Annotated in this window: 11 protein-coding genes; all 11 read left to right on the top strand. The window is 72.3% G+C overall.

From position 1 onward, the window contains the following. The first annotated feature begins 37 nt into the window (after positions 1-37). Positions 38-1,462, top strand: a complete 1,425-nt coding sequence (locus MNY62_RS24385) for a sigma-54-dependent transcriptional regulator (protein ID WP_242346936.1) — start codon at positions 38-40, stop codon at positions 1,460-1,462. A gap of 146 nt (positions 1,463-1,608) precedes the next feature. Further along, positions 1,609-2,634, top strand: coding sequence for a type II secretion system protein GspC (gene gspC, locus MNY62_RS24380; protein WP_242346935.1), 1,026 nt, complete (start codon positions 1,609-1,611; stop codon positions 2,632-2,634). A 20-nt stretch (positions 2,635-2,654) separates the two neighbouring features. Then, the gene (gene gspD, locus MNY62_RS24375) at positions 2,655-5,375 is read left to right on the top strand and encodes a type II secretion system secretin GspD (protein WP_242346934.1); all 2,721 of its coding nucleotides are present in this window, start codon (positions 2,655-2,657) and stop codon (positions 5,373-5,375) included. Positions 5,376-5,410: 35 nt separating this feature from the next. Next, complete coding sequence (gene gspE / locus MNY62_RS24370; protein ID WP_242346933.1) at positions 5,411-7,207, top strand: type II secretion system ATPase GspE; 1,797 nt, start codon at positions 5,411-5,413, stop codon at positions 7,205-7,207. A 3-nt stretch (positions 7,208-7,210) separates the two neighbouring features. Then, positions 7,211-8,440 (top strand): type II secretion system inner membrane protein GspF, encoded by a 1,230-nt coding sequence (gene gspF / locus MNY62_RS24365; RefSeq protein ID WP_242346932.1) that lies wholly within the window; start codon positions 7,211-7,213, stop codon positions 8,438-8,440. 2 nt (positions 8,441-8,442) lie between these two features. Next, complete coding sequence (gene gspG, locus MNY62_RS24360) at positions 8,443-8,856, top strand: type II secretion system major pseudopilin GspG (RefSeq protein ID WP_242346931.1); 414 nt, start codon at positions 8,443-8,445, stop codon at positions 8,854-8,856. A gap of 7 nt (positions 8,857-8,863) precedes the next feature. After that, positions 8,864-9,481, top strand: a complete 618-nt coding sequence (locus tag MNY62_RS24355; RefSeq protein ID WP_242346930.1) for a pilus assembly FimT family protein — start codon at positions 8,864-8,866, stop codon at positions 9,479-9,481. Further along, positions 9,478-10,068, top strand: a complete 591-nt coding sequence (locus MNY62_RS24350) for a prepilin-type N-terminal cleavage/methylation domain-containing protein (RefSeq protein WP_242346929.1) — start codon at positions 9,478-9,480, stop codon at positions 10,066-10,068. The genes MNY62_RS24355 and MNY62_RS24350 overlap by 4 nt, the downstream gene beginning before the upstream one ends. Then, the gene (locus tag MNY62_RS24345) at positions 10,065-10,718 is read left to right on the top strand and encodes a type II secretion system protein GspJ (protein ID WP_242346928.1); all 654 of its coding nucleotides are present in this window, start codon (positions 10,065-10,067) and stop codon (positions 10,716-10,718) included. Before MNY62_RS24350 ends, MNY62_RS24345 begins: the two co-directional genes overlap by 4 nt. After that, positions 10,718-12,208 carry a type II secretion system protein GspK gene (locus MNY62_RS24340; protein WP_242346927.1) on the top strand — a complete coding sequence of 497 codons (1,491 nt, stop codon included), beginning with the start codon at positions 10,718-10,720 and terminating at the stop codon, positions 12,206-12,208. The genes MNY62_RS24345 and MNY62_RS24340 overlap by 1 nt, the downstream gene beginning before the upstream one ends. Positions 12,209-12,211: 3 nt before the next feature. Beyond that, positions 12,212-12,932: type II secretion system protein GspL (locus MNY62_RS24335; RefSeq protein ID WP_242346926.1), on the top strand; the 721-nt coding region annotated here is incomplete at its 3' end.

Below are 12,932 nucleotides of genomic sequence, written 5' to 3'. Positions count from 1 at the left end.
TGGGCCCGCGGCGCCGGCGCTGCTATCCTCGGATCCGGTGACCCCGCTCGTCCTCATCGTCGACGACGAGAAGCCCAACCTCGAGTCGCTCGCCCGGATCTTCCAGCGCGAGGGCTGGCGTGTCGCGCTCGCCGAGAGCGGGACCGCCGCGCTCGAGGTGCTGCGGCGCGAGCGCGTCTCCGCGGTCGTGACCGATCTCATGATGCCCGGCATGAGCGGCGAGGAGCTGCTCCGGGCGGTGAAGACGCTCTCGCCCGAGACCGAGGTCGTGCTCATGACCGCCTACGGGACGGTCGAGACCGCGGTCGCCGCGATGAAGGAAGGCGCCTACGACTTCATCACGAAGCCCGTGAAGCGGCACGCGATCGTGAAGTCGGTCCGGCAGGCGATCGAGCGCGCCTCGCTCGTCGCGGAGAACCGCGCGCTGCGCGCGCAGCTCGCCGAGCTCTCCTCCGGCGCCGTGGGCGGGCTCCTCGGCGACGCGCCCGCGTTCCGGGCCGTGCTCGATACGCTGCGCCAGGCGGCGCCGACCTCCGCGACCGTGCTCCTCACCGGCGAGAGCGGCACGGGCAAGGAGCTCGCAGCGCGGCTCGTGCACGACCTCTCCACGCGCGCCGCGGGCCCGTTCGTCCCCATCAACTGTGCGGCGATCCCGGAGAGCCTGCTCGAGTCCGAGCTCTTCGGGCACGAGAAGGGCGCGTTCACCGGCGCCGCCGCGCGCAAGGAGGGGCGCTTCGAGCGCGCCCACGGCGGCACCCTGTTCCTCGACGAGGTCGGCGAGATGTCGCCGTCGGTGCAGGTGAAGCTCCTCCGCTTCCTGCAGGACGGGGTGCTGGAGCGCGTCGGCGGCACCGAGCCCATCCGCGTGGACGTGCGCGTGGTCGCCGCGACGAACAAGGACCTCGCCGCGGAGGTGAAGGCGGGGCGCTTCCGCGAGGACCTCTTCTACCGGCTGGACGTGGTCTCGGTGCGCCTGCCGCCGCTCCGCGAGCGGCGCGAGGACGTGATCCTGCTCGCGGGCGCGTTCCTGCGTCGCTTCGCCGAGGCGAACGCGAAGGCCGTGAGCGGGTTCTCGCCCGCGGCGATCGCGGCGATCGAGCGCTACGCCTGGCCGGGCAACGTGCGCGAGCTCATGCACGCCGTCGAGCGCGGGGTGATCCTGACGCGCGGTGAGACCGTGGAGGTCGGCGATCTCCCGGAGGCGGTGCGGGCGGCGGCGGGCGCGGCCGGCGCGCCGGCGGGCGGTTCGGCCACGCTCGCCGTACCGCTCGGGACGACCCTCGAAGAGATCGAGCGGCTGGTGATCCGCCGGACGCTCGATCACACCCGCGGCGACAAGAACCTCGCCGCGCAGCTCCTCGGCATCGCCGCGCGGACGATCTACCGCAAGCTCGATCGAGACGAGGAGGGACGCCTCGTCGAGCCCTCCCCGGGTGACGACGAGCCGGACGGCGAGCGCTGACAATCTGGCAGCGCGCCGAGCTTCCGAGGCCCTCCGTTGCCAAATTGGCATGCCGCGCCGCCGCCCCGCCGGAGCGGTGGGCGAGCAGGCGGGATTTCCCTGTCGCATCGAAGGGTTGAGCAAGGTAGCCGGAACGCGGGCGTGGCATGGCCGTTGCTCCCTTCCCGCGCGGCGCTCCCATGCTCGACCTCTTCTTCCGCAAGTACGCCTGGACGGCGAACCTCGCGCTGCTGTTCGTGGCGGCGTGGCTCACCGCGAAGACGGTGAACACGCTCGCGGGCGCCGCCATCCGTCCGGAGCCCCGGGCCGACGTCGCCGCGGTCCCCGCGGCGCCCCCGCGCCCGACGCTCCCCGCCACGCTCGACGTCGACCGGCTCTACAAGCTCATCGGCCAGGAGCCGCCGCGCGAGGCCGAGGCCGACGTCGCGCAGGCGCCGGTGTCGCCGCAGAACTGCGACGATCCCAGCGCCGCCCCGGCGAAGAGCGACCTCCGCCTGCAGCTCGTGGTCGGCGTGATCGCCGAGCGGGCGCGCCAGTCGCTCGCGACGATCGTGGATCTCAACACGCGCGAGGCGCAGGTCGTCGGCGTGGGCGACGAGGTCGGGGGAGCGAGGCTCCTCGGGCTCGAGCGCGTGCGCGCCGACACGGACGCCACCGGGAACGGCTTCCGCCTCGTCGCGATCGTCTGCAACAAGGGGACGAAGGAGTACCTCGACTTCGAGGGCGGCTCCGCCGTCGCCGCGTCCGGCGTCGAGTCCACCGGGAACCTCGGCCTCGCCCCGGTGCCGCCGCCGGCGCGCGGGGCCCCCGGCGGCCGCGGGATGGAGGGCGTGCGCGAGCTCGGCCAGAACAAGTACGAGATCGAGCGCGGCGTCATCGACTCGACGCTCGGGAACCTCAACACCATCGCGACCCAGGCCCGCATCGTGCCGTCCTTCAAGAACGGCGCGGCGAACGGGTTCAAGCTCTTCTCCATCCAGCCCAACTCGCTCTACGCCTCGATCGGCATCGAGAACGGCGACGTCATCCAGCGGGTGAACGGGTACGAGATCAACTCCCCCGACAAGGCGCTCGAGCTCTACCAGAAGCTGCGCGAGTCACAGCGCGTGACGATCGAGCTGGAGCGCGGGGGACAGGTCATCCGCAAGGAATACACCATCAGCGGCCCGTGACGCAGGGTCGAAAGCCTCCCATGCGCAATCGCCTCGCCACGCTCCTCATCCTCGTCCCGGCCCTCGCGTCCGCGCAGGTGCCGATCCGTCCGCCCCAGAGCGGGGACACCGCCGGCCCGCGCCCGGCGCCCGCGCCCCGTCCGCCCGCGACGGCCACGCCCGGGGCGCCGCGCCCGGTCACGCCGCCCGCGGCCCAGGGCCAGAACGGGCGGCCGGCGCGCCCCGCGGCTGCGCCGCAGCAGCCCCAGCAGCCGCAGACGTTCCGCCCCGCGGAGCGCTGCGTCCCGATGCAGGGGCGGTTCATGCTGCAGTTCAACAAGGCCGACATCGCCGACGTGCTCGAGCAGGCGAGCCGCTGGACCTGCCGGAACTTCATGTTCACGGAGGACGTGGCGCGCGGGAAGATCACGCTCCTCTCGAAGACGCCGGTCACCGCGGAGGAGGCGTACGCGGCGTTCATCGCGGCGCTCAACTCGAACAACATCAGCGTCTACCCGACGGGCAAGTACTACAAGCTCGTCCGGACCGCCGACGCGAAGAAGAACCCCATCCCCACGTACACGGGCGATCAGACGACGCCCTACAGCGAGCAGCCGATCACGAAGGTGATCCGCCTCTCGTTCGCCGACGCGGACCAGCTGCGCGGGGTCATGGGGAACTTCATCTCGCCCCAGGGCGCGGACATCCAGGCGATCCCGCCCAACATGCTCATCGTCACGGACATCGCCCTCAACATCCGGCGGATCGAGCGGCTCATCGAGGCGATCGACCGCGCCGGCGCGGGCGAGCTCGTGCGCATCGTGCAGATCCGCTTCGCGTCCGCGAAGGACATCGCCGACAAGGTGAACCAGATCTTCCAGGCGCAGCAGGGCGGCGCGCGCGGCGGGGGCCGGAGCCGCACCGTGCTCTCGGCGCCGACGCCGCCGCGCCCCGGCGCCGCGCAGGTCGCGCCCGCGCCCGCGGGCGCGGGCGGCTCCGTGGAGGTCTCGGTCTCGAAGGTCCTCCCCGACGAGCGCACGAACAAGCTCATCGTCATCGCGGACGAGAAGAGCTTTCAGCGGCTCATGGAGCTCATCGAGCAGCTCGACGTGCCGACGAGCGCGGAGGGCGGCATCCACGTCGTGTTCCTCAAGAACGCGAACGCGGAGGAGCTCGCGCAGACGCTCTCGAACCTCGCCCAGGGCACGGCCGCCGGGCGGCGCACCGGCGCCGCCGCACCCGGCGCGCCGGGCGGGCTCTCGCCGACGCCCGTCCCGGGCCCCATGGGCACGCCGCCCGGGACTCCGCCGCCCGCGCGCCCGGCCGGCGCGGCGGACGTGACCGCGTCGCTCTTCAGCGGCGACGTGAAGGTCACCGCCGACAAGGCGCAGAACGCCCTCCTCGTTCAGGCGAGCGGCGCGGACTTCCAGGCCATCCAGCGGCTCGTGGAGAAGCTCGACCGGCCGCGCCGGCAGGTGTTCGTCGAGGCCGTGATCATGGAGGTGAACCTCAACGACTCGACCCAGTTCGGCGTGGGCGCGCACGGCGTGGTCCCGGTGGACTATCGCGGCGAGAAGGGCTTCATCCCGCTCGCGTCCGAGCCGGGCCGCGTCTCCTCCTTCAACCTCAACAACGTCATCTCGCTCGGCGGCTTCCTCACCGGCTTCAACGGCCCCTCCTCAGGGGTCGTCGAGGATCTCCTCGGCGTGAAGCTCCCGTCGCTCGGGATCCTCGTCCAGGCGCTCCAGTCGAGCTCGGACGTGAACGTGCTGTCGACGCCTCACATCCTCGCCTCGGACAACGAGGAGTCGGAGATCACGGTCGGCCAGAACGTGCCGTTCCAGGCGGGCTTCGCGCCGCAGGGCCTCTCCAACCTCCTCTCCGGCACGACCGGCGGGACGTCGGCGCTCGGCTCGACGCTCGGCATCGGCGGCCTCTCCTCGCTCTACGCGCCGATCCAGCGGCAGAACGTGGAGCTCCGGCTCAAGATCAAGCCGCAGATCAACGAGGGCGGGAACGTCCGGCTCGCCATCGAGGAGCAGACGGAGGAGATCGTCGACCGCGACACCCAGCTCGGCCCCACCACCGCCAAGCGCAGCGCGAAGACGCTGATCGTCGCGAAGGACCAGAGCACCATCGTCATCGGCGGCCTCATCCAGGAGCGGAACGTCCGCAGCGTCAAGAAGATCCCGGTCCTCGGGAGCCTGCCGATCTTCGGCTGGCTCTTCCGCGACACGACCACGACGAAGCAGAAGACGAACCTGCTCCTCTTCCTCACGCCCTACATCATCCGGGACGAGTCCGACTACCGGCGCATCTACGAGCGCAAGCGCAAGGAGCAGCAGGACTTCATCGAGCAGTTCTACGGGCGCCAGCCGAGCTACCAGGTGGCGGTGGACTTCACGCGCAAGGCCGGACCGTACTCGAAGATCCGGGCGGGCGTGACGGAGGAGTCGCTCAAGCTCGAGAACGGCGGCACGGGCGCCCCGGGCGAGCGGCTCATCGCGCCGCCGAGCGGCGCGCCTCGGACCGAGCAGCCGCCGAGGGCGCCCGGCGAGCAGCAGGGTGCGCCGGCCGCGCCCGAGCCGGGCGTCGCGCCCGGCGAGGCGGAGCCCGGCGCCGAGGAGCGGCTGGAGGTCCAGCCCGAGGCGCCTGCGCCGGGCGAGGCGGCGCCCGCCACCCCGCCCTACGGCAGGCCGCCGCCCGCCGGCGAGCCGCAGCCGCAGCCGCAGCCGCAGCCGCAGGGCCAGCCGGAGGAATGATCGGACGCGGCGCGCCCGTTGCACGAGATCAACCCATGTCCGACGAAGCCCGAATCGACGCCGTCCGCCTCCCCGTCCCGCCGCCGCTCCCGGGCGCCGCGCCCGCGCAGCTCTGCGGGCGGCCGCTCGGCGAGATCCTCGTCGCCACCGGCGTGCTCGCGCCGGAGCGCCTCGAGGAGGCGCTCCTCGCGCAGCGCGGCGAGCACGCCGGGATGCGCCTCGGCGAGATCCTCGTCCGCTCGCACGCGGTGAGCGAGGAGGCGGTGCTCCGCGCGCTCGCGGCGCAGCTCGACCTGCCGTTCCTGGAGCGGATCGACCCGGAGCGGATCCCGCCCGAGCTCCTGAAGAAGGTCCCCATCAACTTCGCGAAGCAGGCGCGGGTGCTGCCGGTGGGGCTGGACGGCGACGCGGTGCGCGTCGCGGTGGCGGACCCGCTCGACACGGCCGCGCAGGACTCGCTCGCGATGCTGCTCGGCGCCGCGATCGCGCCGGAGGTCGTCCCGGGCCTCGTGGTCGTCGACGCCATCAACGCGGTCTACGACCGCGCCTCCGACGAGCACGAGCGGCTCATGGAGGACCTCGAGACCGAGGACCTCGAGTCCGTCGCGCACGAGCTCGAGGAGCCGACGGACCTCCTCGACGCGGACGACGAGGCGCCCATCATCCGCCTCGTGAACTCGCTCCTCTTCCGCGCGGTGAAGGAGCGCGCGAGCGACATCCACATCAACCCGGAGGAGAAGGACATCTCGGTGCGCTACCGCATCGACGGCGTGCTGCGCGAGGTGATCCGCCCCCCGAAGCGCTTCCAGGCGTCGATCTCGAGCCGCATCAAGATCATGGGTGGCCTCAACATCGCCGAGAAGCGGCTCCCGCAGGACGGCCGCATCCGCATCAAGATCGCCGGCAAGGACGTCGACATCCGCCTCTCGACCGTGCCCACCGCGAACGGCGAGCGGATCGTGATGCGCCTCCTCGACAAGTCGAACGTGGTGCTCGATCTCGGCCAGCTCGGGTTCGAGGACTGGCAGCGCAAGATCATGGACGCGCTCGTCACCCGTTCGCACGGCATCGTGCTCGTGACGGGGCCCACTGGCAGCGGCAAGACCACGACCCTCTACGCCGCGCTCGCCCAGATCAACTCGCCGGACCTGAACATCCTGACCATCGAGGATCCCGTCGAGATCCCGCTCAAGGGCGTCGGCCAGGTGCAGGTGAACCCGAAGATCGAGCTCACCTTCGCGGGCGGGCTCCGGTCGTTCCTCCGCCAGGATCCCGACGTGATCATGGTCGGCGAGATCCGCGACCTCGAGACCGCGGAGATCGCGATCCAGGCGTCGCTCACCGGCCACCTCGTCCTCTCGACCGTCCACACGAACGACGCGGCCGGCGCCATCACCCGCCTCGTCGACATGGGCGTGCAGCCGTTCCTCGTCGCGTCGTCGCTCGTCGGCGTCCTCGCGCAGCGGCTCGTGCGCGTGCTGTGCCCGGAGTGCCGCGCGCCGTACGTCCCGACGCAGGAGGAGCGCGATCAGGTGGGCCTCACCGACGCCATCTGGCGCAAGGCGGGGAGCCCGCGGGTCATCTACAAGGCGCGCGGCTGCCCGGCCTGCCAGAACACCGGCTACCAGGGCCGCACGGGCATCTACGAGCTCATGCTCGTCGACGACGACGTCCGCCAGCTCGTCCTCAAGAACGTCGACTCCTCCACCATCAAGAAGGCGGCCGTCAATCACGGCATGCTCTCCCTGCTCGAGCACGGCGCCTACAAGGTGGCGCGCGGCATCACCACCGCGGCCGAGGTGCTCTCCGTGACCGCCGAGGACCTCCACTAGACCATGCCGGTCTTCCAGTACAAGGCGCTCAACGCCGCCGGCAAGGCGGTGCAGGGGCTCAAGGAGGCGGACTCGCCGAAGACGCTCCGGGCGAACCTCCGCCGCGAGGGCGTGTTCCTCACCGAGGTCATCGGCGAGGCGCAGGCCAAGGAGCAGGCGAAGCGCGAGGTCAACGTCCGCCGCTGGGTGCTCGGGCGCGTCGGCCCGCGCGACCTCGCCGTCGCGACCCGCCAGCTCGCGGTGCTCGCCCACGCCGGCATCCCGCTCGTCGAGGCCCTCACCGCGCTCGTCGACCAGGTCGAGCACGAGCGGCTGAAGCGCGTGCTCGGCGACGTGAAGCAGCGGGTCAACGAGGGCAGCTCGCTGGCCGACGCGCTCGCCGTCCACCCGCGCGTCTTCTCGACGCTCTACGTGAACATGATCCGCGCCGGGGAGAGCTCGGGCGCGCTCGAGATCGTCCTCGTGCGGCTCGCCGAGTTCACCGAGAGCCAGGCGCGGCTCCGCTCCAAGATCGCCGGCACGATGGCGTACCCGATCGCGATGATGGTCATCGGGACCGGGATCATGGGCGTCCTGTTCACCGTCGTGATCCCCAAGATCACCTCGATCTTCGAGAACACCAGCGCGACGCTGCCCTGGTACACGCAGGTGACCATCGGCATCTCCTCGTTCGCGGCGCGCTTCTGGTGGGCGATCCTCCTCGCCGGCGCGGCGGCGATCTACGGCCTCGTCCGCTGGCGGGCGACGCCGTCCGGGCGCGCCGCCTGGGATCGCGCGACGCTCCGGGCGCCCATCTTCGGCCCGATCGTCCGGCAGGTCGCGATCGGCCGGTTCGCCCGGACGCTCTCGACGTTGCTCAAGAGCGGCGTCCCGCTCCTCACCGCGATGGACATCGTGAAGAACATCCTCGGGAACACGCGCCTCGCGGAGGTGATCGAGCAGGCCCGCGACGCCATCCGCGAGGGCGAGTCCATCGCCGCGCCGCTCAAGCGCTCCGGCGAGTTCCCGCCGCTCGTGCACCACATGGTCGCGATCGGCGAGCGCTCCGGCGCGCTCGAGGAGATGCTCTCCAACGTCGCCGACGCCTACGAGGACCAGGTCGAGACGACCATCGCCGCGCTCACCTCGCTGCTCGAGCCGGTGATGATCGTCGCCATGGGCGGCGTCGTCGCGTTCATCGTCTTCTCCGTCCTCATGCCGATCCTCCAGATCAACAACCTCGTAGGAGGCTGACCGTGAAGTCCGCGAAGCTCGCCCGCGCCGCCGCGCGAGGCATGACCCTCATCGAGATCATGGTGGTCCTCGTGATCATCGGCCTCATCGCCTCCGCCGTCGCCGTCAACGTCATCGGCCGGCAGAAGGAGGCCGAGATCAAGAAGGCGACGACCGACGTGCAGAACATCGCCAACCAGGGCGTCGACGCGTTCCGCGTGATGCGCGGCCGCTACCCCACCACCGAGGAGGGGCTGCACATCCTCATCCAGGAGGGGTTCCTCAAGGCCAACCAGCCGGACGGCACCATCAAGGATCCGTGGAAGCACGACTACGTCTACCTCTACCCGGGCCAGAAGAACGCCGACGGGTTCGACGTGAAGTCGAACGGTCCGGACGGCCAGCCCGGCACCGAGGACGACATCGTCAACTACTAGGAGATCCTTGCGCCGCGCTCCTCCATCGCCCGGGGGCTTCACCCTCGTCGAGCTGCTCATCGTCCTCGGGGTGATCGCGCTCGCGACCACCTTCGTCGTCCCGGCGCTCCAGTCCATCTCCGGCGCCAACGCGCGGAAGGCCGCGGGCGAGCTCGCCGGATCGATGCGCGCGCTCTTCGACACGGCCGCGCTGCGGCACACCCGGTGCTCCCTGACGCTCGACCTCGACGGCCACGCGTGGTGGGCGGACTGCGGGGCAGGGCGGTCCGGGGGGGCGCGCGCCGCCGAGGGCGGCGAGGGTGGCGAGCCGCTCGAGGAGCGCTTCCCGGACGAGCACGACGAGGAGATGCGGCGCCTCCTCGCGAAGACCGAGTTCGGCGGGCTCAAGGACCGCGTCGTGAAGAAGCGCGAGCTGCCCGGGAGCGCCCGGTTCGGCCCGGTGAGGGTGGAGGGACGGCGCGGCGCGATCGAGGAGGGGAAGGCCTACGTCCAGTTCTTCGCGGGCGGTCAGGCGCAGCGCGCGTACGTGCCGATCGTCGACGGCTCGAACCGCTACACGATCGTCGTCGAGCCGTTCACCGGCCGCACGCGCGTCGTCCCGGGGGACGTGGAGGTGAAGGAGTGACCCGCCGGGCCGCGCGGGGCGGCTTCACGCTGCTCGAGGTGATGATCGCCCTCGCGATCCTCGCCGGAGCGCTGCTCACCGTCTCCGAGATCGTCGGCGGCTCGCTGCGCAACCACGTGCGCGCGCGCCAGCTCGAGGTCGCGACGCTGCTCGCCCGCGGCAAGATGGTGGAGCTCGAGTCCGAGTACGAGCGGAAGGGCTTCCGCGACTTCGACGAGAGCGCCGAGGGGACGTTCGAGGAGGACGGCCACCCGGAGGTGCGCTGGGCGACCGAGGTGGTGAAGCCGGGGGTGGACCTCTCGGCCGAGCGGATCCTGCAGATGCTCACCGGCGGCGAGGGCGCGCTCGAGGACCTCCTCGCCGCCGCTTCGCCGCAGGCCGGCAAGGGCGGCCCGCAGACCACCGCCCCGGGCGCGGCCGCGCTGGCGCAGGGGCTTCAGGCGCAGATCACCCAGCTCGGCGAGCAGATCAAGAAGGGCGTGCGGGAGGTGCGGCTCACGGTCACCTGGAAGGACGGCAAGCGCGACGAGTCCTTCACGGTCGTGACGCACATGGTGGTCTTCGCGCCGCGGGAGCCGGGGGCGTGAGGGTCACGGGCCGCGGCTTCACGCTCGTCGAGGTGATGATCGCCATCGCGATCACCGCCATCATCGGCGCCATGACGGTGGGCAGCTTCCGCCAGGTCGACCGCGCCTCGGAGATCGTGCGCGGCCAGGCCGAGCGCTACGCCGCCGTGCGGGTCGCGCTCACGCGGCTCTCGCGCGAGCTCACCATGGCGTACCTGTCCGATCACTACGACCGGAACGAGTACCGCGAGCGGCCCACCCTGTTCCGCGGCCGCGAGGACGAGGTGCTGTTCGCGACGATGGCGCACGAGCGGGTGTCCCCCGACGTGAAGGAGTCGGACGAGGCGGTGGTCGAGTACGCGATGGAGGCGGATCCCGACCACGCCGGCGAGGAGGCGCTGTTCCGGCGCGCGAAGCCGCGCATCGACGCGGACCCCGAGCGCGGCGGCCGCAAGGATCTCGTCGCGGATCGCATCACCGCCTTCCGGCTCGGGTACTGGGATCCGAAGCGCAAGGAGTGGGTGCGCGAGTGGTCCACGCGCGCGACGGAGCACGAGAGCGAGCTGCCCGAGCGGGTGCGGATCGAGCTCGAGACGAAGCTGCCCGACGGGCGGACCGAGAAGCTCTCGACGGAGGCGCGGATCGCGATCACGCGGCCGCTCGACTTCTGATGCGCGCGCGCACGACAGCGGTCCGCGGCGGGCGCGGAGGGGAGCGGGGGGCGGCGCTCCTCGTCGTGATCGTGTCGGTCGCGATCCTGACCGCGCTCGCGGCGAACCTCGCCTACGAGAGCCGGGTGTCGCTCGAGATCGCCGCGAACGCGCGCGACGAGCTGCGCGCGACCTACCTCGCGAAGAGCGGCGTCGCGCTCTCGCGGATGGTGCTCGGGTTCCAGCAGCAGATCGACGACGCGGCCGGCGCCGCGTGCGGGCTCCTCGGGCAGGGGCTCCCCGGCGCACGGAACCCGCCGGGCGCGCCGCAGCGGCCCGGAGGGCAGCCCGGCGGCGCGGCCCAGCCGGCCGCGGCCTGCCCGCGACCCCAGATCTGGAACGCGGTGCCGGTGAGCTCGGTGCTCGTGCAGTCGCTGTTCGGCGGAGGCGAAGCCGCCGCGGCGCCTGCTGGAGCGGCGCGAGCCGCGGCGACGCCGGCGGGGGCGGCGGCGGGCGGCGAGCGCACGCGCGCCGCGTTCGGCGAGTTCGACGGAGCCTTCGAGGCCAAGATCGAGGACGAGGGGCGCAAGGTGAACGCCCAGCTCGACGCCCGCGCGGTCAGCGGCCCGGCGCGGATGCAGGTGCTGGGGCTCTACCAGCTCATCTGCGACCCGCGCTGGGACCGGATCTTCGAGCGCGAGGACGCGAACCGGGTCCGCACGAGCCGCCAGGATCTCATCGTCCACCTGCGCGACTGGATCGACGACGACAAGGTCTCGTCGTCGCTCGTCGCGAGCTTCCCCGGCGCCGCTTGCCTCATGGAGCCCGGAGACCCGCCGTTCGAGCCGGGCTTCGGCGACGAGAACTTCCCCTACGACAAGGGCGAGGACCGCTACCGGGCGAAGAACGCGCGCCTCGACTCGATCGAGGAGCTGTACCTCGTCGCGGGCGTGTCCGACGTGTTCATGGCCGCGTTCGGCGACCGCCTCACGGTGTACCTGCCGGTCGAGGCTCCGCGGAACGTCAACACCTCCGACCGGCGCGATCTGGTAGAGCTGGCGCGCCTCCTCGCCGATCCGCCCGCGCAGCCGGTGCTGCTCGACCCCGAGTTCGGCGCGAAGCTCCAGCAGGCCATCGCCGACCAGACGACGAACGGGCTCATGACCATCACGCCGCTCCAGTTCGCCGCGACGGTGGAGGCGCTCGGGGTGCGCGTCAACACCGCCGCCCTGTCTCCCACGAGCGGCAAGCAGTTCCTCACCGACCGCTCGTACGTGTTCCGCATCCGCTCGACCGGCACGGCCGGCGCCGTGACGAAGAGCGTCGACGCGGTCGTGACCTTCGACCCGAACCAGAACCGCGACACGCAGGGGCAGCCGCAGCTCCAGGTCCCGGGGCAGAACCCCGCCCAGGCCCAGGCGCTGGCGCAGCTGCAGACCCAGGCGCAGCAGCTCCAGTCGGCCGCCACCGGCGTGAAGCCGAACCGGCTGCTGCGCTGGCGCGAGGAGTGACGGATGGCGCAGAGGATCCTCGGCCTCGATCTCGGGGCCCACGCGGTGAAGGGGGTGCTGCTCGACAGCACCTACCGCGGCTACGCCGTGGTCGACACGGCGCGCGTGCCGGTGCAGGCCGCGACCGAGGGCGGCCCGTCCCTCGTCGCGCGGCAGGCGCAGGCCGTGAGGGAGCTGCTCGCGGAGCGCGGCTGGCGGCCGGACGCGGTGATCGCCGCCTTCCCCGGCGCGGCCGCCTCGTCGCACGTGATCACCCTCCCCTTCACGGATCCGCGCCGGATCGAGCAGACCGTGGGGTTCGAGGTCGAGGGGCAGATCCCCTTCGACCTCGACGAGGTCGCGTGGGACTGGCAGCCGCTCCACGCGCACGACGGCAAGACCGATCTGCACGTCGCCGTCGTCCGCAAGGAGGAGCTCGCCGCGCTCGTGGCCGCGCTCGCCGAGGCGGGCGTCGACCCGCGCGCCGTCGTCCCGGCGGGCCCGGCCTACGCCGCGCTCTTCGCGACCGGCGCGGTCGCCGGCGAGGCGGCGCCGCCCGCCGAGCCGGGAGCGCCGGCCCCGGCGGACGTGGTCCTCGACGTCGGGCACGAGCGGACGAGCGTGTGCGTCGTCGCGGGCGGCACCGCCGAGGCGGCCCGCACGTTCCCGTTCGGCGCGGCGCAGCTCGCGCGCGCCGCGAGCCGCGAGCTCGGGCTCCCGGAGGCCGACGCGCTCGCCGCGATCG

Origin of the sequence: Anaeromyxobacter terrae, assembly GCF_022690685.1 — a bacterium.
GTDB classification, from domain to species: Bacteria; Myxococcota; Myxococcia; order Myxococcales; family Anaeromyxobacteraceae; genus Anaeromyxobacter; species Anaeromyxobacter terrae.
The sequence above is the reverse complement of the archived record's forward strand: the minus strand, read 5'-3'. Positions and strand labels throughout refer to the sequence as shown.

Coding starts and splice junctions, on each gene's coding strand:
- gspE (WP_242346933.1), top strand. CDS start 5,411: ATGTCCGACGAAGCCCGAATCGACGCCGTCCGCCTCCCCGTCCCGCCG.
- MNY62_RS24340 (WP_242346927.1), top strand. CDS start 10,718: ATGCGCGCGCGCACGACAGCGGTCCGCGGCGGGCGCGGAGGGGAGCGG.
- gspD (WP_242346934.1), top strand. CDS start 2,655: ATGCGCAATCGCCTCGCCACGCTCCTCATCCTCGTCCCGGCCCTCGCG.
- gspC (WP_242346935.1), top strand. CDS start 1,609: ATGGCCGTTGCTCCCTTCCCGCGCGGCGCTCCCATGCTCGACCTCTTC.
- gspF (WP_242346932.1), top strand. CDS start 7,211: ATGCCGGTCTTCCAGTACAAGGCGCTCAACGCCGCCGGCAAGGCGGTG.